Below are 20,939 nucleotides of genomic sequence, written 5' to 3' on the forward strand. Positions count from 1 at the left end.
GCGCTTCTTTTTTTAATCATGTGTCTATCTTATTTTTGGAGCATAGACAAAGACATGACTTTAAAAGCTATCCCTAAAGAGAGCACCTTATTCTTAATACCATTAGGGTTTTTTTTAATGAAACCTTTTTCAGATGGTCAAAAACAAAAATTACTTGCTTTTTTCAGTTATGCAATGGTTGGCTACGCTCTTTATTATTTATTCAAAGCCCTTATAAGATTCATTATTTCGAAAGATTTTGATGTGTTTTTTTACCATGGAGAATACGATTTAGATAGCGGTTTAGTGCCCAAAGCATTAAATGCAATTCACGTATCAGTTTTTGCAGGAGTAGGGTATTTTTATTTTTTAAAAACAGAATTAAAAACCGTTTTAAACAAGGTGTTTTTGATTCTTCTTTTTGTTTTTATAATTTTACTTTCCTCTAAAAACATAACCTTAGTATTCTTTTTATTAAACCTAATCTATTTCTTTTTTTACTCAAAATCTGCAAATAAAATGCGTTTACGAAACTTAATTGTTTTAAGTTTCATTCTTGGGCTTGTTTTATCATTTAGTAAAATTAAAGAACGTTTTTTGGTTGAATTTCAAACGAACACGACAAATAGTATAAGTTCAAATGTAATTAAAAATATTCCTGAAGGAGTTCATAATGTTAGTATTTATGAAGCATGGAATAATGAAAAATTTACTCCAAATGATTTTTTTCCAGGAACTGCATTTAGGGTTTACCAAGCAAGATTGTTTTTTGATTTTTTAGCTGAGGAGCCTATTTTTTGGTCAGGATTTGGATTAAATGCATCATATCTTAAATTAGAAGATAAAGGAAAAGATTACAATGTTTTTTTAGGAAGTAAAGAGCATGAAGGTTATCAAAAAAAGAATTTTCATAATCAATATATACAGGTTTTTGCAGAATTAGGAGTGTTTGCATTTATTCTATTAATATTTATTCTTTTTATAAATACTAAAAATGCATTTAAAAGCAAAGATTTTACTCATATTGCTTTTGCAATTCTAATGATAAGCTTATTTTTGACCGAATCATTTTTGTGGAGACAAAGAGGGGTTGTGTTTTTTACACTTTTTTATTGCCTATTTAATTTTCAAAAAAATTCAAACTTAATTAAGACCCAAACAAGATGAAAAGAGTATTAATAACTGGAGCAGCAGGTTTTTTAGGATCCCATTTATGTGATCGTTTTTTAGCAGAAGGATACTTTGTTATAGGAATGGATAATCTAATAACTGGAGACCTAAAAAACATTGAGCATCTTTTTAAGGAAAAAAACTTTGAGTTTTATCATCACGATATTACTAAATTTGTACATATTCCAGGTAAGTTAGATTATATTCTTCACTTTGCGTCTCCAGCAAGTCCAATAGATTATTTAAAAATACCTATTCAAACCTTAAAAGTAGGTTCATTAGGAACTCATAATTTATTAGGGTTGGCAAGAGTTAAGAAAGCTAGAATATTAATTGCCTCTACTTCAGAAATTTATGGAGACCCTTTAGTTCATCCACAAACAGAAGAGTATTATGGTAATGTAAATACTATTGGCCCAAGGGGAGTTTATGATGAAGCTAAACGTTTTCAAGAGTCTATTACAATGGCATATCATACTTTTCATGGTGTAGAAACTCGTATTTTACGTATTTTTAACACCTATGGTCCAAGAATGCGACTTAATGACGGAAGAGTAATACCTGCGTTTATTGGACAGGCATTAAGAGGTGAAGATTTAACTGTTTTCGGAGACGGAGGTCAAACTCGTTCATTTTGCTATGTAGATGATCAAGTTGAAGGAATATGGAGGTTGTTACATTCGGACTATCATATGCCTATTAACATTGGTAATCCAGATGAAATTACAATTAAAGACTTTGCAGAAGAAATTATTAAATTAACAGGAACAACTCAAAAAATCATTTATAAAGACCTTCCAATGAATGATCCATTACAAAGACAACCCGATATTACTAAAGCAAAAGAAATTTTAGGTTGGGAACCTAAAATAGGAAGAGCAGAAGGGATGAAAATTACATATAATTATTTCAAATCACTTTCACCAGAAGAATTAGCAAAAGAAGAACATAAAGATTTTACAAAATATATTTACTAAGTTTTTGTGCAAAAAAGATATTCAAAATATTTAAAGTTTATCAGTTACTTTTTAGACATTGTAGCCGTACTTTCTTTTTTTCCTTTTTTTTTCAAAGAATTAAACATATCTTTTTTCTTTTTTGGTTTCTATTTATTTTTTACGTGGTCTATATTGTCTTTTTTCTCTAAACTTTATTCAGTTTATAGATTTACATCTCCAGTTGAAATATTAACAAAAGTTGCTAAACAGTTTATATTATTTTTACTTTTTACAATAGCTTTTTTTCCTTTTTATAAAAAAGCTATTTTTAGTGGTTCTGCAATAGCTTTATACCTTTCTCTTTTATTACTAGTTATTCTAATATTTAAAAGCCTATTGTTTTTTTATATAAAAAAATACAGATTAATAACCGGAAATAATTTTAGAAATACAGTTATTATTGGATACACTAGAGAGGCAATTGACCTAAAAAACATTTTCGAAAACAGACCGGATTATGGGTATCATTTTAAAGGTTTTTTTTCTGATAAAAAAGAGAATGAAAATATAATTGGTAAATCAGACGTTATTAAAGAATTTTGTCTTACAGAAAAAATAGATGAAATTTATTGTTCATTAAATGAAATATCAAATGATAAATTGAAAGATTTAATTTTATTTACTGATCAAAATAAAATTGAATTAAAATTTATCCCAGACACTAAGGCTATATTTTCAAAAAACCTTAAAGTAGATTATTATGAGTTATTCCCAGTTCTTTCTTTACAAAGAACCCCATTGGATGACCCATATATTAAGTTTTTCAAAAGAGCGTTTGATATAGTTTTTTCTTTTTTTGTCATCATAACAATAATGTCTTGGTTGGTACCCTTAATGTCTTTTTTGATTAAGATTGAATCTAAAGGGCCTGTTTTTTTTAAACAAAATAGACCTGGCTTAAACGAAACCGGATTTTTTTGCTATAAATTTAGGTCTATGCAAATAAATCAAATCACAGAACAAGAAGCATCTAGAAATGATCCTAGGGTTACAAAAACAGGAAAATTTATTCGCAAAACAAGTATTGATGAACTTCCACAGTTTTTTAATGTTTTATTAGGAGATATGTCAATAGTGGGCCCTAGGCCTCATTTGTGGTCTCAAAACAAAACTTATGCATCAAAAGTCCAAAAATATATGGTGAGACATTATGTTAAACCAGGCATTACGGGTTTGGCGCAAGTTAAAGGGTATAGAGGAGAAATTGAAACGGATGAAGATATGATTAATAGAATTAAATTTGATGTTTTTTACATTGAAAACTGGTCCTTATTAATGGATGTTAAAATTATATTTCAAACCGTAATTAATATTTTTAAAGGAGAAGAAAAGGCATATTAATGAGCGGACTAGTTTCAATAATAACCCCAAGTTATAATTCTGCAAAATATATTGCTGAAACCATACAATCAGTACAAAATCAATCCTACGATAATTGGGAAATGATTATTATCGATGATTGTTCATCAGACAATTCCGAAGAAGTTATAATTGAAATTCAAAAAACCGATTCAAGAATACATTTTTTCAAATTGAATCAAAATTCAGGAAGTGGTGTTGCCAGAAATATAGGAATTGAAAAAGCAGCAGGCGATTTCATGACCTTTATTGATTCAGATGACATTTGGTTCACAGATTTTATAAAAAACAGTGTAGAAACAATACAAAACACCAAAACCTCTTTTGTGTTTTCATCTTATAAACGTTCAAATGAAGTTTTAGAATTTGTTTATTCAGACTTTATAGTCCCTCAAAGAGTAACCTATACTGATATTTTAAAATCAAATTCCATAAGCTGTTTAACTGCCTTTTTAGACATAAAAACTCTAGGTAAGAAATATATGCCAAAGATTAGAAAACGTCAAGATATGGGATTATGGTTGCAGTATTTAAAAGAGATTCCCTTTGCCTACGGAATTAAAGAACCGCAAGCGATTTATAGAATCAGAGAAAATTCACTTTCAAGAAACAAAAAGAATTTATTAAAATTCCAATGGGAATTCTACAGAGAGGTAGAAAACTTATCAATTCTCTCATCAACATATTATATGTTACATTGGATGTATCGAGGTTTTATGAAATATCGTAACTAAAGTAAAGATTGAAACTGTTTTAATTTTCCTCTTTTTGTACGTTCTAAAATCTCTTTTTTATTATAAGTAAATTGCAAATCTGGTTCTAAGTACTTTTCTATTGCTTTTTCAATTGCGTCAATTTGTTCTTTACTAAGTTCTATTTCGCTTACATAATCTATTTCAAAAGTATCTAATTTCGTTTGACGAACTATAAATTCTTTTACATTTCCATCGTCTTCAATAATACTTTTAGTTATGTAGTAAAAGGTTAAACCAGGCGATTTTTTTCCGCTTGGTAAAAGCGCTACATCACTTGTTCTTCCAATTAATTTTTTTAAAATGGGTTTCTTGGCAGTGCTTTTTTCGTCTAAAACACCAACATCACCAATTTCATATCTAATAAACGGATGTGCTTTATTGTATAATGAAGTAATTACTATTTTTCCTTCTACACCATTTGGAACAGGTTGATTATTTTCATCTAAAACTTCTATAAACAAAGTTTCAGCGTTTACTTGCCATTCTCCTTTTGGATTTTGAAAAGCAATTAAATCCAATTCTGAAGCCCCATATTCATTCACAACTGGAATTCCTAAATATTTTTCAAGTATTATTTTATCTTCATCAAACAACATTTCAGAAGTCACCATACAGACTTTTAAAGTCGGACAAACATCTGTTAGTATTATATTTTTACTTTTTAAATATTTCCCAAATAAAACTATTGAACTTGTGTATCCGTTAATGTAATCAAACTTTTTAGATTTAAAATGTTGTAAAACACCATCTAATTTTTCATCCGATAAATCAAAAATAGGGAATCGATACCGTTTACTTAATAAGTCTTTTAATCGTTCTTTATAATATCCAATTGTATCTAATGGAATTCCGTAAAATCTAGCTTGATAAGACTTGTTGAAATCAATATTATACCAACCAAAACGATAAATTATAGAAGCCCAAGTAATAGCATGTGCTTCTTTATCTTTTGCAAAAACAAAAGGATCACCACTAGAACCAGAAGTTTTATTTATAAAGACTGTTTTTTCTGTATAACCATTAGAAAGTCTTTCTTTTAGTGGCTTTTGTAGGTTTTTCTTATTTAGAATTGGTAAATTATTCCAGTTTTCCATAATTTCTTTACCAACTAAATCTTTATAAAAAGTATTGTTTTTTAAGTGAAATTCAACAATTTCCTGCTTTTTATGCTCAATATATTCAGCGTAATCTTCATTAGCAACATTCAATATTTCCTTAAAGTCAGCTTGCGCTTTCTTAATTGGAAAACCGTTTAGTTTTAAGGTAAGATTAAATAAGTTAAACATTGGAATTTATTTGAATCAAAAATAAAAAAACCAAAATGCTTAAACTATTAACTTCAAACTTTTTTTTAAAAATAAAACAAAGTATTTTTGCAGTAACAAACAAACAACAACATGAATATTTTACTTTTAGGTTCAGGCGGAAGAGAACATGCTTTGGCTTGGAAAATGCTGCAAAGCAATCATTGTACTCAACTTTTTGTAGCACCAGGAAACGCAGGAACAGCATCAATTGCAACAAATATTGATTTAAATCCAAATGATTTTGAAGCTGTTAAAAAATTGGTTTTAAACGAAAATATTCAAATGGTTGTAGTAGGACCAGAAGATCCATTGGTAAACGGAATTTACGATTTCTTTAAAAATGATTCTCAATTAGCATCTATTCCAGTAATTGGTCCATCAAAATTAGGTGCGCAGTTAGAAGGAAGTAAAGAATTTGCTAAAGAATTTTTGGTAAAACACAATATTCCAACAGCAGCTTACGATAGTTTTACAAAAGACACAGTTGAAGAAGGTTGTATCTTTTTAGAAACTTTACAAGCGCCTTATGTTTTAAAAGCTGACGGTTTAGCCGCAGGAAAAGGTGTTTTAATTTTACAAGATTTAGAAGAAGCGAAAACCGAACTAAGAAATATGTTGGTCGATGCCAAATTTGGCGATGCAAGTTCAAAAGTGGTTATCGAAGAATTTTTAGACGGTATTGAATTAAGCTGTTTTGTTTTAACTGATGGGAAAAACTATAAAATTCTTCCTACAGCTAAAGATTATAAAAGAATTGGCGAAGGAGACACGGGTTTAAATACAGGTGGAATGGGGGCGGTTTCTCCAGTTCCTTTTGCAGATGCAGTTTTACTTGAAAAAATCGAAACCCGAATTGTTAAACCTACTATTGAAGGTTTGCAAAAAGACAATATTGAATACAAAGGATTTGTTTTTATTGGTCTTATTAATGTAAAAGGGGAACCAATTGTTATTGAATATAATGTAAGAATGGGTGATCCTGAGACAGAAGTAGTAATGCCAAGATTAAAGTCTGATTTGGTTGAGATTTTCAATGCAATGGCAAAACAACAATTAGATAAAATTGAGTTAGAAATAGACGAAAGAAGTGCCACTACAATTATGGTTGTTTCTGGAGGATATCCTGAAGATTATGAAAAAGGCAAGGAGATATCTGGTTTAGAGTCTGTTATTGACTCATTAGTTTTTCATGCGGGAACTAAATTAGAAAACGAAAAAGTTGTAACTAATGGAGGTAGGGTTTTAGCGATTACATCATATGGAAATACTTTTGAGGAAGCCATAAAAAAATCTTATCAAAATATAAATAAGTTACACTTTGATAAGATGAATTACCGAAAAGACATCGGATTTGATTTATAATATAAATGACCTCATTTTTTAAATGAGGTTGTTTTTTATTTAAAAAATGAGTGTGCTGTTGTGTCTTGATCATCTTCATTATTCGCTTTGAAAATGTTCAATTGTTTAATCCAATAAACCATAGCTGCACAACAAATGATAATAAAAATCCAGTTTAATGTGTTTGCTGCCCACCAATTTGTTAGTTCAAGCTCTCTTAACATATGAAAAGGCAAGAATAAATAATCTGTAAAAAGTGTACCTATTGCTTCAAAAAATGATTTCATTGTATAAAATGTTATATTTACATCACAAAAGTATAAAATATCTTTATGATAGCAAGCGTTTTTAATAAAACAAGGCCAATAAATTATTTATTAATTGGAATTTTAATAGTTTTTTGTTTCACTTCACTTGTCATTTGTGAAAACAAATTCTATTTTGAATTGCAAAATGTATTAAATCAATCGTTGTTTTTGTTTTTAATTATTGCCTCAACTATTTTAGTTAATTTCATTTCTTTAAAAAATGATTTGACTAAAAACAATACCTACGCTGCATTATTGTTTTTTGTTTTTATGATGTTTTTTCCGTCGATATTTGAAAATAAAAACATTCTCATCTCAAATTTTCTATTGCTGCTGGCCTTAAGAAGGTTGATTTCTTTGAAATCAATGGTGAGTACAAAGGAAAAAATATTTGACGCGTCTTTTTGGATTTTTTTATCAGCATTATTTCATTTCTGGAGTGTTTTTTACATAGTATTAGTTTTTGTTTCAATAATTTTAGATGTTTCTAGAGATTTCAAAAACTGGCTGATTCCTTTTATAGCATTGTTTACTGTAACAATTTTATTCTTTTTGTTTAATGAAATTTTAGACAACACACTCTTAGAAAGACTATTAAATAAAACATATGTTAGTTTTAATTTTTCCTATTTTGAAAATGTGTATCAAAATTTAGCTCTTGCCATTTTCACTTCAATTTCACTATTGTTGTTTGTTTCATTTATGACAAGTTTAAATAAGAAACTCTTAAATATGCAAACGTCGTATAAAAAAATACTTTTTTCTTTTGTTTTAGGGGTGGGGATTTTTATTCTTTCTGCAAATAAAAACAATGGATACTTGGCTTTTAGTCTTGCGCCTTTAGCAATTATTGGAGCTAATTTTTTAGAGGATTTAAAAACAAACTGGGTAAAAGAAACAACGTTATATATATTCTTTTTTTTAGGTTTTGTCTTTTTTATAACTCAGTTATAGTTTGTCTCCATAAGCTAAATCTCCAGCATCACCTAGTCCAGGAATGATGTAGTTTTTTTCGTTTAATTTTTCATCTAAAGCCGCAACCCATAAATGACAGTTTTCTGGTAGATTTTCTTCTAAAAATTGAATACCTTCAGGAGTAGCAATAACAACAGCAATATGAATCTCTTTTGGCGTTTCTTCAATAATTAATTTATTAAAAACAGCAACTAATGATTGTCCTGTGGCCAACATCGGATCAATAAGAATTAAATTTTTTCCTTGGAAAGAAGGGGCTGCTTGATATTCTACTAAAATTTCAAACTTATCATCGTTATTATAATGATGTCTATATGCAGATACAAATCCGTTTTCTGCATCATCAAAGAAATCCATAAAACCCGTATGAAGTGCTAAACCTGCTCTTAATATAGAGCATAAAACAACATTATCTGCAATAGTTGTAGTGTGTTTTATACCTAAAGGAGTTTGCACGTCAATTTCTTTGTATTCTAATGTTTTACTCAATTCATAAGCCATAATTTCACCTATACGTTCTATATTTTTTCTAAAGCGCATGCTGTCTTTCTGAATGTTAACATCTCTTATTTGAGTTAAAAAATGATTTAAGATACTGTTCTGCTCTGATATATAGTGAATATGCATTGGAATAAAGTTTGTTTTTTCAGGATAAAAGTACAAAAAATCCTTATTTTTGTAGAAATTAAAATTATTTAATCATGTTTGCAGAATTTGCCTTCCCCATTTTTGAAGAGAGTATAAAACTATATCATATAATTGATGATGCTTATCAGCCAACTCAAAATCCATATGAAAAAGGTACAATTGAGCATTTATTATTTGCTAAAAATTGGGTAGACACAGTACAGTGGCATTATGAAGATATTATTCGTGATCCGAATATTGATCCTGTCGCAGCTTTGGTTTTAAAAAGGAAAATTGATGCTTCAAATCAGGTTCGAACAGATATGGTTGAGTTTATTGATAGTTATTTTTTAGATAAATATAAAGACGTTCAAGTAAAGCCAGATGCTAAAATCAACACAGAGAGTCCGGCATGGGCAATTGATCGGTTATCAATTTTAGCACTTAAAATCTATCACATGAACGAAGAAGCTACACGTTCTTCAGCTTCAGCAGAACACAAAGCAAAATGTCAGGATAAATTAAATGTACTTTTAGATCAAAAAAACGATATGTTTATTTCTATTAGTCAATTAATTACAGATTTTGAGAATGGCGATAAATTCATGAAAGTATACAAGCAAATGAAAATGTATAACGATGATGATTTAAATCCTGTTTTATACCAAAACAAAAAATAGTCATCATTTGATGTCTAAATCAAATCATATATTAGTAATAAGGCTCTCTGCTATGGGTGATGTCGCAATGACCGTTCCTGTGTTGAGGGCTTTTTCTATTCAATACCCTGATGTAAAAATCACGGTGGTCTCCAGACCTTTTTTCGAGCCTTTTTTTAATGAGATTCCTAATCTTAATTTTTTTCCAATTGATTTAAAAGAAAGACATAAAGGTTTTTTAGGTTTGTGGCATTTGTTTTTAGATTTACGAAAGTTAGAAGTTACAGCTGTAGCTGATTTACATAATGTACTTCGCTCTCAAGTTTTACGAACTTTTTTTAAATTATCGGGAAAAAAAGTTGCTGCAACTGATAAGGGTAGAGTAGATAAAAATGCATTAACAAGAGCAGAAAATAAGGTTTTTGAACCTGTAAAATCGATGTTTGAGCGTCATGTAGAAACATTTGAAAAATTAGGTTTTTCAATAGATTTATCGAATCCAGTTTTTCCACAAAAAGCTGTTTTATCTGATGAAATTGCTAAGATAATTGCTCCAAATAACAAAAAGTTTATAGGAATTGCTCCTTTTGCACAATATGACTCAAAAGTATATCCGTTAGATTTAATGCAAAGTGTAATTAACGAATTAGCTAAAGAAGAAATGTATACAATTCTTCTTTTTGGTGGAGGAAACGAAGAAGCACAAAAGTTGATTCAATTAAAAGGAAATCATCAAAATGTAACTGTAATTGCAGGCAAAATCAAATTAAAGCAAGAATTAGAACTTATTTCTAATTTAGATGTTATGCTTTCAATGGACAGTGGTAATGCTCACCTTGCAGCAATGTTAGGCGTGAAAGTAATTACGCTTTGGGGATCCACACATCCTTATGCGGGATTTAAACCATTCAATCAGCCTTTAGAAAATTGTATTACTTCAAACAGAACAAAATATCCTTTATTGCCAACTTCTGTTTATGGAAATAAAATAGTTGATGGTTATGAAGAAGTAATGAGAAGTATTTTGCCAGAAGTTATTATTGAAAAAGTAAAAGGGCCAAAGTAAAACACCTCGACCCTTAAACCAAATCTAACCTCTTTATTTATTGTTTATTCTTTAATAGCTCAATTGCTTCTTTTAAGAATTTAATTTCTTCTTTTAGTTCCTCAATTTGAGCTTGTTGTTCTTGTATAGCTTTAACTGTTACCGGAATTATTTGATTGTACATTATTCCATTAGGATTTTCTATTTTCATTTTTACCGGATCTTGCCCTTCTTTTAAAACATACCAATCTGATGTTTTTACAGCTTCAGGAATTACACTTAAAACATTTGTAGCTGTAAACCCAATATGACTGTCCCTTTCTTGATCTGTAGATATTCTACTTCCAATGTTAACCGCCTCTTCTTTATAAATAATTGGTTCTAATTGCATAATTTCCTTTAAACCTCTTGAAAAATCTTTTCCATTTTGATTAACCCTACTGTATGTGGTTCCGCTTGATGCAACAAAATTTCTTGCATATACATCGTCCCAGTTTCTTATTGGTCCCGATTGAAATGGACTTCCTTTCCCTAAATCTGCACCAAAATTTGTCATTGGACTAAACCCTGATCCTTCAAAAAATATTTCATTAGTACCATCTACTATATATTCAATTGACCCTATTGAAATTGCAGTTCCACCTGAACTTCCATTGTGAAAACCAGCTACAAAGTCTTTTGTGTAACTTGCATTTCCTGTATCGTTAAAAGTAGAACCATCATCACCATCTATAAAAGCCGTTCCTCCAAAATTAATATAATTATCATCAAAGCTGGTATCCATCATGACTCTGTTTGTACCTTGAATTATCATTTCCCCTGGAAAGGCTGCGCTAGTACTACTTCTGAATGTTAAATCTCTTGTATCAAGATTAATAGTTGTTGCTTGAGTAAGAGTCCCACCTAGTCTAACAGTTCCAGATGTTTCTGTTAGTCCGTTCGTAAAAGTATAACTTCCTCCACCTCCAGTTGGAAGCGTAATAGTATTACCATTTGAAATACTTAAATTATTTCCAGAAATACTTAAAGTTTGACTATCTGTACCAGCTCCTCCAGTTGGAGTTTTCCAATATCCATTACCATTTGCATCAGAAGTTAATACTTTACCATCTGCTTGGGTTCCGTCTTCTAATCTAAAGCTATATGTTCCAGGTGAAGCTATCGCTGTTTCTGTAACTAAAACATTGTCTACTGAAGCACCGTAATCGAAATTTCCCTGATATTCGAAGCGCAAAGAATATGAGTTTCCTGCTACAACAGTTGCAGTACCCGAATATGAAGTGTTGGCATCTGTAGTTAAGTTTACTACGTTTGCTCCTACTTGTGCTGATGTTGTATTATTGTATAGATATACTCTAAATGAATCTGGAGGCCCACTGAAATAATTATATCTATATGCAAAACTAATAGTAATACTTGTTGTTGTTGGCGCTGTTGTAAAATTCATAATTGCGGTTGAGTTCAACCCACAACCTGAAGCGTCTGAACTTATATATAACCATGAACCAGTACAAGAAGTACAATTTACATTTGCATTACCTGTACCTGTAACCCAACCCTGAGTTGCATTACCCGAACAGTCTGTGTCGTTTGTATGATTTTGAGTAACTGTATAACTCGAAAAATCTTGGTTAATTAAATTAATTGTTCCACCAGCACTTCCCGGAACTGTAGTTCCATATACGTGTAGCATTGCAGACGGTGAAGTTGTGTTTATTCCAACTTGAGCAATTAAGGTTGGAGTTGTAAAAGCAAAAATCAGTAATAATAACTTTTTCATAATATTATTTGTTTTTCAAAGTGCAAACCTATCCTATTTGGTTTTTTTAAAAAACATTATGATGTATTGATTCACGGAATTTGTACAAATTTCGGTATATTTGAACGTTTAAAAAATCCAAATGGCAATTGTAGTAACTTCAATTATATCCTTAATTTTTGCTTTGTTGTTTTTCTTTATAAAAGGGAAAAATAATTCATCTTTGATCCTTTCTTTCTTTTTTTTTGTTTGGAGCATTGTTTTTATCTCTCTTTTCGTTGCTACAGAAAAAGAAATTGTAGCCTTTAAAGATGTTGTTGTAAATGCATTCGCCCTTCTTTTTTTTCCTTTTTTCGTGGCATTACCGCCACTGGTTTTTATTTATACGAGTAGCTATTTAAAAAACAAAGTTTTAGATATTCTTCCTCATTTTTATATTCCTTTGTTGGTCTTTTTAATCAACACTTTTTCTTTTCTGTATTTTAACTTTAGTAATGATAATTCATCATTTTTGTACGAAGTTTGTGAAAATGTAATGACGTACACTAATTATTTAGTAGTACTTTTCGTATTCCCAATATCTAATGTTTTTTATTTAGTTAAGTCTGTTCGATTGATTTCAAAAACTAAATTGGTTAATAAAGATGTTTATTTAAACTTTAAATGGATAACTTTTTTTGTTTGGAGTTATTTGTTGTTGATTTTATTCTTATTCGTGGCTCAATCAAAAATATTTACAAATGTTTTTCAAATCACTTTTGTTTGGTTCATTGGACTATATTTTTCAGCTTTAGCTTACTATGGATATAAAATCGAAAGACAAAAATTAGACATTAATTTACCCGAAGCTAATTTTGATAATGATCTTGATGTTTTTGATTTAATTGACAAAAGACTAATGCATTTGATTGAAAATGAGAAGATTTTTTTAGACACAAAATTAACAATTAAGAAACTTGCCAGAAATGCAAATACGAATGAAAAATATTTATCTAACTTACTAAATAAAAGATATAACAAGAATTTCGCAACATTTATTAATCATTACAGAATTGAACACGCCAAGCTTATTTTGCTAGACAATGAGTATAGTAATTATACGATAGAATCATTAGCAACTCTGGTTGGTTTTAATTCTAAATCTGTTTTTAATGCCACCTTTAAAAAAGCTACGAAAGTAACACCTTCAGTATATAGAATAAATAAAAAAGGAGCTAATTAGCTCCTTTTTTATTTATACCAAGTCTAATAATGTTAGACATCGTCAAAATCTACTTTTATCACATCTGTTGTTGGTAATGCTTGACAAGCTAAAACCAAACCTTCTGCAATTTCAGCATCTGTTAAAATTGAATTCTTCTTCATTACTGCAGACCCTTCTGTAACCCTACAAATACAGCTCGAACAAATTCCGCCTTGGCAAGAATAGGGTGCATCTAGGCCTTGTTTTAAAGCAGCTTCTAATAACGTTTGTTTTTGGCTCATTTCAAAAGTTGCTTCTTCATCATCTACTAAAACTGTAATTTTAGTATGTCCGTAAAGTGTTCCTGCATCTTTATTTTCTGCAGCAGAAGCTGTAAATAATTCAAATTTAACGTCTTTTTCAGCAACATTATTTTCTTTTAAAACCTCTGAAACCAAGTTTATCATTTCTTCTGGTCCACATAAATAATACTTGTCAAAAGTTTTTTCACTGTGTTTATTTTTAAGCACAAAATTCACCGCCGACTTATCGATTCTTCCAAACAATTCTCCTTCAACAGTCGTTTTACTATAAACATAATGAACAAAAAAACGGGCTACATTTTGAAGGTGCAATTGATGTAACTCTTCATGAAAGATAGTTTCTTCCTTTGATTTATTTCCGTAAACTAAAACAAATGTACTTTTTGGTTCTTCTTCTAAAACCGTTTTAATTATTGATAAAACTGGGGTGATTCCACTACCAGCAACAAAAGCAACGTAATTTTTTTGTTTATCAAAATTAGGTTCAAAAGTAAATTTTCCTTCTGGCGTTCCAACTTCAATTACATTTCCCGCGGCTAATTTTTCATTAGCAAAAGTGGAGAAAAAACCATTTTTTACGGCTTTTACTGCAATTCGTAATTCACCACTTTTTGGAGCTGAACAAATGGAATAGGCTCTACGAACCTCTTGACCATCTAAAGTTAGTTTTAAAGTAACATATTGACCAGCAATGAATGTATAGTTGGGTTTTAATTCTTCAGGTATATTAAAAAGTATTGAAACAGAACTTGGCGTTTCTCTTCTAACTTCTTTTACAGCAAGTTTATAAAATGTTGACATTGATTTATTTTTTACAAAAATAGTAAAGATTATTACGATAAGAAATAAAAAAATATACCTAAGAGTTTTATACATAAGAAAATTATGTATAAATTTGTTTTAATAAAATCATTAGTATGAAAAACTCACAATTGTACAAAGGAAGTTTAAACACTATTATTATGAAGCTTTTGGAAGAGAAAGGGCGTATGTATGGTTATGAAATTACTCAAAAAGTAAAAGACATTACAAAGGGTGAGTTGAATATTACAGAAGGAGCTCTTTATCCTGCATTACATAAATTAGAAGCGGAAGGTTTACTTGATGTTGAAGTGGAAAAAGTAGATAATCGCTTGCGTAAATATTACAAGTTGACCGAAAAAGGTACAACAGAAACTGTAAATCGTTTAGCTGAATTGGAAGAGTTCATTAAAAACATGCAAACTATTGTAAATCCTAAATTGAGTTATTAAGATGAAACTTTCAAAAGAAAACATTCAATCTATAGACAATTACCTTAAGCATGAAGGTTTTATATATGTCGATATTCGAATGGAAATGGTTGATCATATTGCAAATGCAGTAGAAGAGAAAATGGAAGCTGAAAGCCTTAATTTTTACGACGCATTTAAGAGTTATATGATTTCTAATAAAAAAGAAATTATGAAGCAAAATAAAGAACATGGTTTTTATTTTAAAGAGCCAATTTTAAATTTTATAAAATTTTGCTTCAACCCATTTATCTTTTTAATGGGAGTGTTAATCTTCTTTTCGTTGAACTTTCTCTTAACTAAATTTGGTATTCAAAATATAGGCAACTCTATTTTATGGGTAGTTTTGGTTATTTATTTAGTTTTTGGTTTTTGGCATTTTTTATTAACTAGAAAGAAAATGTATTTTTATGTAGAGAAAAATTTTTGGATACTTTTTTTATTTTTTCATATTACCAATTTGTTTAAGAGCAACTTTAATTCAAACCTACAATCTGCAATAATTTTTAATAGTTTAACCTTGTTTCTTTTTTTAACCTTTATTCTTTTTTATTTTTCAGAGAGAAGGAAATTTAGAATCAACTATAAACATCTTTTCGAATGAAACTAAACCCAGAACAAATAGACCGTTTATACGAATTTACGCGTCAACATTACGTAGAGTATTATGATTTACAAACCGAATTAGTAGATCATTTAGCAAATTCTATTGAAGAACAATGGCAGCAAAACCCAAAACTATCGTTTGAAGACGCATTAAAAATAGAATTTAAAAAATTTGGTGTTTTTGGTTTCTCAGATGTGGTTGAAAAAAGACAAGTTGCTTTAAATAAAAAATATAATAAACTAGTTTGGAAACATTTTAAAGCGTTTTTTACATTGCCTAAAATTATTGGAACAATTGGAGCTATAGGATTAATAAATCTTCTATTGTCAAAACTCTTTTTTAAATCTGATATTGTACTTATTCTTTTTGGACTAATTGTTATAAGTTTTTGTTTTTCAATTGTTTACTTTTCAAGAAAAAATAAAAAGGATTATAATTTATCTGGAAAAAAATGGTTGTTTAAAGAAATAATATTAGGACGTTCTTCTTTGGTTGGGATGGTTAATCTTCCTATTCAAATAATAATTCATTCAGAAAAAGTATTAGACACTAGTTTTGGTGTTTTAGCCATTAGTTTTCTTCTAGTTTCAATGACGCTAATTGAATATGTTGTTTTAATAGAAATCCCTAGAAGAGCAGAAGAATATTTAAAAGAAACTTATCCAGAGTATAACTTTGTTGCATAAAAAAAAGGACACATTTGTGTCCTTTTTTTATTTTGAAATATAATTTTATGAAAATAAGGCTTTCAATTCGCTAGCTTCACTGGCTTTCATTTTTCCAGCTAAAACCAAGCTTAATTGTTTTCTTCTTAATGCTGCATCAAAACGCTCTTTTTCAAGATCTGTTTGAGGAATTACTGCCGGAACAGGAATTGGTCTACCTGTTTCATCAACTGCAACAAAAGTATAAATTCCTTCGTTTGCTTTGTTTTTAATTCCAGATTCACGGTCTTCAATCCAAACATCTATGTATATTTCCATAGATGAATTAAAAGTTCTAGAAACTTTAGATTCTACAGTTACAACGCTCCCTAAAGGAATTGCTCTATTAAAAGCTACATGATTTACCGATGCGGTTACACAAATTCTTCTAGAATGACGTCGAGCAGTGATACTTGCGGCTCTATCCATTCTGGCTAAAAGTTCACCTCCAAATAAATTATTCAAAGGGTTGGTTTCGCCTGGCAAAACTAAATCTGTTAATGTTGTAAGAGAATCAGAAGAGAATTTTGGTTCCATTAATTTTTTTTACAAAGATACTAACCGTTGAAAAAAGAAGTTATAAAAAAATCCCAAAATTTTTGGGATTTTTAGATTAGTCTATAAGAAGCCAAGCTTCTGTATTATGTTCTTGTTGAATTTTTTGTTTTGCTAATTGTGCTTCATCTAGGGAAGAATAACTATCATAAGCTACAGGAATTAATCCAGATTTGTTTTTTTCTAAAAGTCGAGCAGTAAATCCTCTTTCTTTTAAGTTATTTAAAGCTGCTTGTGCGTTTTCCTCATTTCTATAAGCTCCAGCAATAATATGATAAGGTTTCAGTTCTTCTTTTACAGTTAATTCAACACTGTTTAGGGGATTGCTTATAAAAAAGGTAGCTTCCTGAATTTTATGGTTTACTTTTTCTTGTACTTGTTTTTCTACAAACAAAGTTTGATTTGCAATCTGTTGGTCATGATACATTTTATATCCTATAGCTCCAACACCTAAGAACAATACAATTGAAGCTGCATATTTTAAGAAGCCATAATTATTTTTCCTTTCCGTAGTAAAAATAATTGGCGCTTTTTCTTCAAGTTCTTCAACTTGAGCTTTTAATTCTTCTCTTGTAACTAAAGGAGAAACAAAACCTGTTAGTCCAAACGATGAGGTCAAGTAATTTACATCTTCACAAGGTTCAAAAACCCAATTAAGATCAGTATTAGTAGAAATTTCCCCAATGTTCTTTATAACTACTTTTTCTCTTTGCTCTAAAGAAGCAATCCATTTTGATACTTCTAAAGCAATAACTTCAGTTGCTTTTTCAAAACTTATATTTTCTTGTAATGCAATATGATTTGCTAATAATCCATCGTTATTTTTAACATTAGGATTAAAAGTGATTATTTTTTTGGGAGGATTAAACGTACTAGCGCTTCCAGCAACCTTTGCAGATTGGATTTCGCTTATAAAAGCACCAAAACCTGGTAAGGTAACACACTGAAATCGATACAATAAAGCTGATATGTGTTTTTCAATTGTCATATAGCAAAGTTAATGAAACAAGCATAATACCAAAATTTTATTAACAAATTTTATTAACAATCCATTCTGTTGTTTTATAAACATAACAATTGTCATGGTTTTGAATTGATTATCTCATTATCTTTGATTTTTAATATTTATAAGATGAAAAAAATTAGTTTAATTATACTTGTGATTTCTGTTTTCAACTTAATGAGTTGTGGGAATAAAAAAGAAAAAGAAGATTTTGGAACTTCAACAACAAACTCTTTGGTTTCAGCTGAAACAGGAAAGACATTATTTGAGGGAAAAGGAACCTGTGTAGCATGTCATAAGCCAGAAACTAAAATAATAGGACCAAGTATTAGAGAAATTGCGACTATTTATAAAGACAAAAACGGAAATTTAGTTGAATTTTTAAAAGGCAAATCAGACCCCATAGTTGATCCTTCTCAATTTGAAGTGATGAAAGCGAATTTTGCAATTACAAAAAACATGACAGATGACGAATTAGAGTCAATTAAGCTATATATCAATAGTTTTAATTAGTCAATAATTAATTTAAATCCCACACGAGGAATATTTTCAATTCGAACGTTTTTTTCGTCTTTGAATATTTTTCTCAATCTTGAAATGAAAACATCTAAACTTCTTCCAGAAAAATAATCGTCATTTCCCCATAGGGTATTTAGAATTTTTTCTCGTTTTAATACACTATTAGAATTGTCTAAGAAAAGCTTTAGAAGAGTTGTTTCTCTTTCTGTAAGTGTTATTTCTTTAGCGCCAGTTTTTAATAAAAAATTCTCCGGCTCAAAAATAAATGAACCTATATTGTAATTTTGATGTGTCCCAATACTGTTTTTTTGACTTCTATTTAAGAACACCTCTATTTTTAAAATAAGCTCTTCAATAGAATACGGTTTTATTAAATAATCATCAGCACCTAGTTTTAAACCATTAATTCTATCTTCTTTTAATGTTTTAGCTGATAAAAAAATTATTGGAATTTCCTCGTTTCTTTTTCTAATTGCTGTTACAATTTCAAAACCATCCATATCAGGTAACATGATGTCTAAAACACATAAGTCGAATTCTTCATTGCAAAATAATTCAAAAGCTTCTTTACCATTATTTGAATGTGTAACATCAAAATGTTGTTCTAAATTATCGGCTGTTAAAAAAGCCAATGTTTCATCGTCTTCAACATATAAAATCCTTTTCTTATTCATAGATGTCTTTTTTAGGAATCTCAATACTAACTATCAAGCCACGTGAGCTTGTTTTATTTGCAAGTTTTATTTTCCATTCGTGTAATTCACATATTTTTTTAACATAAGCAAGACCAATCCCAAATCCTTCAATGTCTTTGTTGTTTTTTCGAGCCACTCTATAAAATTTATCAAAAACAAATGGAATGTCTTTTTCAGGAATACCAGAACCATTGTCACTGATGCTTAAAACATATTTTTTTTCTGATTCAGTTAAGTTAATTTCAATTACAGGTTCTTCAATTGAGTACTTAACAGTATTGTCTAATAAATTGAAGAGTAAGTTGTAAAAATGAAATTCATCTGCATTAATTAAATATTCATTTTGAAAGAGTAAATTAAATTTTACATTTTTTTGGTGCTTAAGTTCAATGTTCTCCTTTATTAGATATAGATTTTTAACGATATCTATTTTGCTTTTTTGAAGCTCAATAGAATTGTTGCTCGATTTTGCAACCGTTAAAATGTTTTCTATATGTTCATTAAGTTTAGCACTTTGGTTGATGATGATCTCTATGTATTTAGATAGCTTTGGATTTTCAATTATTTCTTGTTGGCTTTTTGCATAGTTTGAAGCTATTAATATAGATGACAAAGGAGTTTTAAACTCGTGTGTCATATTATTAATAAAATCATTTTGTAGTTCAGTATACTGTTTTTGTTTTAACAATAAAAGGACAGAGTAAACATATATAATTAGTACAATAAAAAGCACAAAACTATATGCCCAATACTTATACAAACTACTAAATAAATTTTCGCTTAAGTTAGGAAACCTCAATGCAAAATAATAAATGAGCTCGTCGTTTTTGGTAAAACAATCTTCACACTTTTCACTTGGCTTTCCATTTGCAGAGATATAATTACCGTAAACCATTTTATTGGTCCCACAATCATAAATAGCATATTCAAAGTCTAAATCGAGCTTAACTTTTGCAAATTCAGTTTTTAAATAATGTTCTAATATTACGTTTTCAAAAACATTTTGGACGTTTACGATATAATAGTTAGATGAGGTTTTTTTAATAAAATTAACATGAGGCAAATCATTGTCGTTGTCTGCATAAATTCTTGAAACAACTTTTAATAAAGAAGAGTGAATTTTATCCTCAGTTTCTCTCTTTTCAAACAAATAAGCTTGATTTAATAAAAACAATTGCATTATCATGGTTCCAATAATTGCTAGGAAACCGACAATAATGACTATATTTAGTTTGGTTAATTTCATTTAAAATAAGTGTTAACATGTCATTAACAACTATTAATGAATGCTTAACAACAAATCTAATACTTAGTTATTAGATTTGCTTATCAAAATTATAAAAAAATAAAAATTTATATTATGAAAACATTAAAATTAACTATTGTAGCATTATTCATATCAACATTATCATTTGCTCAAACTAATGAAGCTAAAGCAATGGCAGTTCAAACTGTTGAAAAACCTGTAACCAATTCTTTAATGAAATGGGAAAGCGAAACTCATGATTTTGGAGATATTGAAAAAGGTAAGCCTGTAACTTATGAATTCTCATTTGTTAACACTACAAAGGAAACTGTTTTACTTACAAATGTAAAACCATCTTGTGGTTGTACTGCTGCTAATTATACTAAAACTCCAATTAAACCAGGAGAAAAAGGTATTGTTGAAGCTACTTACAATGCGGCTGCACCAGGAAATTTTCACAAAACAATTACTGTAACAACTAACGAAGAAGGAACTACTCCAAAAGTTTTAATCATTAAAGGTTCAGTAAAGTAAAATATATTAATTCAACT

23 protein-coding genes are annotated in these 20,939 nt (G+C 29.3%); 14 read left to right on the forward strand and 9 right to left on the reverse strand.

All coding sequences use genetic code 11. From position 1 onward, the window contains the following. Positions 1 to 18 precede the first annotated feature (18 nt). The 4 genes from ACQ65T_RS03565 to ACQ65T_RS03580 are packed head-to-tail and all read left to right on the forward strand — an operon-like array spanning position 19 to position 4,240. The gene (locus ACQ65T_RS03565) at positions 19 to 1,146 is read left to right on the forward strand and encodes an O-antigen ligase family protein (RefSeq protein WP_430399727.1); all 1,128 of its coding nucleotides are present in this window, start codon (positions 19 to 21) and stop codon (positions 1,144 to 1,146) included. Beyond that, positions 1,143 to 2,126 (forward strand): UDP-glucuronic acid decarboxylase family protein, encoded by a 984-nt coding sequence (locus ACQ65T_RS03570; protein ID WP_430399728.1) that lies wholly within the window; start codon positions 1,143 to 1,145, stop codon positions 2,124 to 2,126. The genes ACQ65T_RS03565 and ACQ65T_RS03570 overlap by 4 nt, the downstream gene beginning before the upstream one ends. 6 nt (positions 2,127 to 2,132) lie before the next feature. Then, on the forward strand, positions 2,133 to 3,488 hold the full coding sequence (locus ACQ65T_RS03575) for an undecaprenyl-phosphate glucose phosphotransferase (RefSeq protein WP_430399729.1): 1,356 nt from the start codon (positions 2,133 to 2,135) through the stop codon (positions 3,486 to 3,488). After that, on the forward strand, positions 3,488 to 4,240 hold the full coding sequence (locus ACQ65T_RS03580) for a glycosyltransferase family 2 protein (RefSeq protein ID WP_430399730.1): 753 nt from the start codon (positions 3,488 to 3,490) through the stop codon (positions 4,238 to 4,240). The genes ACQ65T_RS03575 and ACQ65T_RS03580 overlap by 1 nt, the downstream gene beginning before the upstream one ends. Here ACQ65T_RS03580 and ACQ65T_RS03585 read toward each other — a convergent pair. Beyond that, positions 4,237 to 5,547 (reverse strand): phenylacetate--CoA ligase family protein, encoded by a 1,311-nt coding sequence (locus ACQ65T_RS03585; protein WP_430399731.1) that lies wholly within the window; start codon positions 5,545 to 5,547, stop codon positions 4,237 to 4,239. The genes ACQ65T_RS03580 and ACQ65T_RS03585 overlap by 4 nt on opposite strands. 111 nt (positions 5,548 to 5,658) lie before the next feature. On the opposite strand from ACQ65T_RS03585, the gene purD reads away from it, so the two are divergent. After that, on the forward strand, positions 5,659 to 6,930 hold the full coding sequence (gene purD / locus ACQ65T_RS03590) for a phosphoribosylamine--glycine ligase (RefSeq protein WP_430399732.1): 1,272 nt from the start codon (positions 5,659 to 5,661) through the stop codon (positions 6,928 to 6,930). Between the two features lie 35 nt (positions 6,931 to 6,965). Here the strand turns inward: purD and ACQ65T_RS03595 are convergent, their stop codons facing one another. Next, positions 6,966 to 7,196 (reverse strand): DUF6341 family protein, encoded by a 231-nt coding sequence (locus ACQ65T_RS03595; protein WP_430399733.1) that lies wholly within the window; start codon positions 7,194 to 7,196, stop codon positions 6,966 to 6,968. 45 nt (positions 7,197 to 7,241) lie between these two features. On the opposite strand from ACQ65T_RS03595, the gene ACQ65T_RS03600 reads away from it, so the two are divergent. Continuing rightward, the gene (locus ACQ65T_RS03600; RefSeq protein ID WP_430399734.1) at positions 7,242 to 8,171 is read left to right on the forward strand and encodes a DUF6427 family protein; all 930 of its coding nucleotides are present in this window, start codon (positions 7,242 to 7,244) and stop codon (positions 8,169 to 8,171) included. Here the strand turns inward: ACQ65T_RS03600 and upp are convergent. Beyond that, entirely contained in the window at positions 8,166 to 8,819 is a 654-nt protein-coding gene (gene upp / locus ACQ65T_RS03605; RefSeq protein WP_430399735.1) for a uracil phosphoribosyltransferase, read from the reverse strand. The genes ACQ65T_RS03600 and upp overlap by 6 nt on opposite strands. 74 nt (positions 8,820 to 8,893) lie before the next feature. Between upp and ACQ65T_RS03610 the strand changes: the two genes are divergently transcribed. Next, positions 8,894 to 9,499, forward strand: a complete 606-nt coding sequence (locus ACQ65T_RS03610; protein WP_430399736.1) for a DUF4254 domain-containing protein — start codon at positions 8,894 to 8,896, stop codon at positions 9,497 to 9,499. 10 nt (positions 9,500 to 9,509) lie between these two features. Beyond that, on the forward strand, positions 9,510 to 10,544 hold the full coding sequence (locus ACQ65T_RS03615; protein ID WP_430399737.1) for a glycosyltransferase family 9 protein: 1,035 nt from the start codon (positions 9,510 to 9,512) through the stop codon (positions 10,542 to 10,544). A 37-nt stretch (positions 10,545 to 10,581) separates the two neighbouring features. Here the strand turns inward: ACQ65T_RS03615 and ACQ65T_RS03620 are convergent, their stop codons facing one another. Further along, positions 10,582 to 12,303 (reverse strand): hypothetical protein, encoded by a 1,722-nt coding sequence (locus ACQ65T_RS03620; RefSeq protein ID WP_430399738.1) that lies wholly within the window; start codon positions 12,301 to 12,303, stop codon positions 10,582 to 10,584. A 121-nt stretch (positions 12,304 to 12,424) separates the two neighbouring features. Here ACQ65T_RS03620 and ACQ65T_RS03625 point away from each other — a divergent pair, with 121 nt between their 5' ends. Continuing rightward, positions 12,425 to 13,504 carry a helix-turn-helix domain-containing protein gene (locus tag ACQ65T_RS03625; RefSeq protein ID WP_430399739.1) on the forward strand — a complete coding sequence of 360 codons (1,080 nt, stop codon included), beginning with the start codon at positions 12,425 to 12,427 and terminating at the stop codon, positions 13,502 to 13,504. 32 nt (positions 13,505 to 13,536) lie between these two features. On the opposite strand, the gene ACQ65T_RS03630 is transcribed toward ACQ65T_RS03625, so the two are convergent. Continuing rightward, positions 13,537 to 14,589, reverse strand: a complete 1,053-nt coding sequence (locus ACQ65T_RS03630) for a 2Fe-2S iron-sulfur cluster-binding protein (protein WP_430399740.1) — start codon at positions 14,587 to 14,589, stop codon at positions 13,537 to 13,539. Between the two features lie 116 nt (positions 14,590 to 14,705). Between ACQ65T_RS03630 and ACQ65T_RS03635 the strand changes: the two genes are divergently transcribed. From ACQ65T_RS03635 to ACQ65T_RS03645, 3 genes are read left to right on the forward strand one after another with little or no spacing between them, the layout of a single operon-like run. Next, positions 14,706 to 15,041, forward strand: coding sequence for a PadR family transcriptional regulator (locus ACQ65T_RS03635; protein WP_430399741.1), 336 nt, complete (start codon positions 14,706 to 14,708; stop codon positions 15,039 to 15,041). 1 nt (position 15,042) lies between these two features. Then, complete coding sequence (locus ACQ65T_RS03640; protein WP_430399742.1) at positions 15,043 to 15,663, forward strand: hypothetical protein; 621 nt, start codon at positions 15,043 to 15,045, stop codon at positions 15,661 to 15,663. Beyond that, entirely contained in the window at positions 15,660 to 16,352 is a 693-nt protein-coding gene (locus tag ACQ65T_RS03645; protein ID WP_430399743.1) for a hypothetical protein, read from the forward strand. Before ACQ65T_RS03640 ends, ACQ65T_RS03645 begins: the two co-directional genes overlap by 4 nt. Positions 16,353 to 16,397: 45 nt before the next feature. Here the strand turns inward: ACQ65T_RS03645 and ACQ65T_RS03650 are convergent, their stop codons facing one another. Both ACQ65T_RS03650 and ACQ65T_RS03655 read right to left on the reverse strand, forming a co-directional pair. Next, positions 16,398 to 16,907: an acyl-CoA thioesterase gene (locus ACQ65T_RS03650; RefSeq protein WP_430399744.1), complete on the reverse strand. Its 510-nt coding sequence runs from the start codon at positions 16,905 to 16,907 to the stop codon at positions 16,398 to 16,400. 76 nt (positions 16,908 to 16,983) lie between these two features. Then, the gene (locus tag ACQ65T_RS03655; protein ID WP_430399745.1) at positions 16,984 to 17,913 is read right to left on the reverse strand and encodes an SPOR domain-containing protein; all 930 of its coding nucleotides are present in this window, start codon (positions 17,911 to 17,913) and stop codon (positions 16,984 to 16,986) included. 144 nt (positions 17,914 to 18,057) lie between these two features. Here ACQ65T_RS03655 and ACQ65T_RS03660 point away from each other — a divergent pair, with 144 nt between their 5' ends. Next, positions 18,058 to 18,441, forward strand: a complete 384-nt coding sequence (locus tag ACQ65T_RS03660) for a c-type cytochrome (RefSeq protein ID WP_430399746.1) — start codon at positions 18,058 to 18,060, stop codon at positions 18,439 to 18,441. On the opposite strand, the gene ACQ65T_RS03665 is transcribed toward ACQ65T_RS03660, so the two are convergent. Together ACQ65T_RS03665 and ACQ65T_RS03670 are read right to left on the reverse strand one after the other, a co-directional pair. Next, on the reverse strand, positions 18,438 to 19,121 hold the full coding sequence (locus ACQ65T_RS03665; protein WP_430399747.1) for a response regulator transcription factor: 684 nt from the start codon (positions 19,119 to 19,121) through the stop codon (positions 18,438 to 18,440). The genes ACQ65T_RS03660 and ACQ65T_RS03665 overlap by 4 nt on opposite strands. Then, positions 19,114 to 20,388 carry a sensor histidine kinase gene (locus tag ACQ65T_RS03670; RefSeq protein WP_430399748.1) on the reverse strand — a complete coding sequence of 425 codons (1,275 nt, stop codon included), beginning with the start codon at positions 20,386 to 20,388 and terminating at the stop codon, positions 19,114 to 19,116. The genes ACQ65T_RS03665 and ACQ65T_RS03670 overlap by 8 nt, the downstream gene beginning before the upstream one ends. Before the next feature lie 114 nt (positions 20,389 to 20,502). Here ACQ65T_RS03670 and ACQ65T_RS03675 point away from each other — a divergent pair, with 114 nt between their 5' ends. Then, positions 20,503 to 20,922 (forward strand): DUF1573 domain-containing protein, encoded by a 420-nt coding sequence (locus ACQ65T_RS03675; protein WP_430399749.1) that lies wholly within the window; start codon positions 20,503 to 20,505, stop codon positions 20,920 to 20,922. Positions 20,923 to 20,939 lie beyond the last annotated feature (17 nt).

The organism is Flavobacterium sp. (assembly GCF_965284515.1).
In the GTDB taxonomy this organism is placed as follows: domain Bacteria; phylum Bacteroidota; class Bacteroidia; order Flavobacteriales; family Flavobacteriaceae; genus Flavobacterium.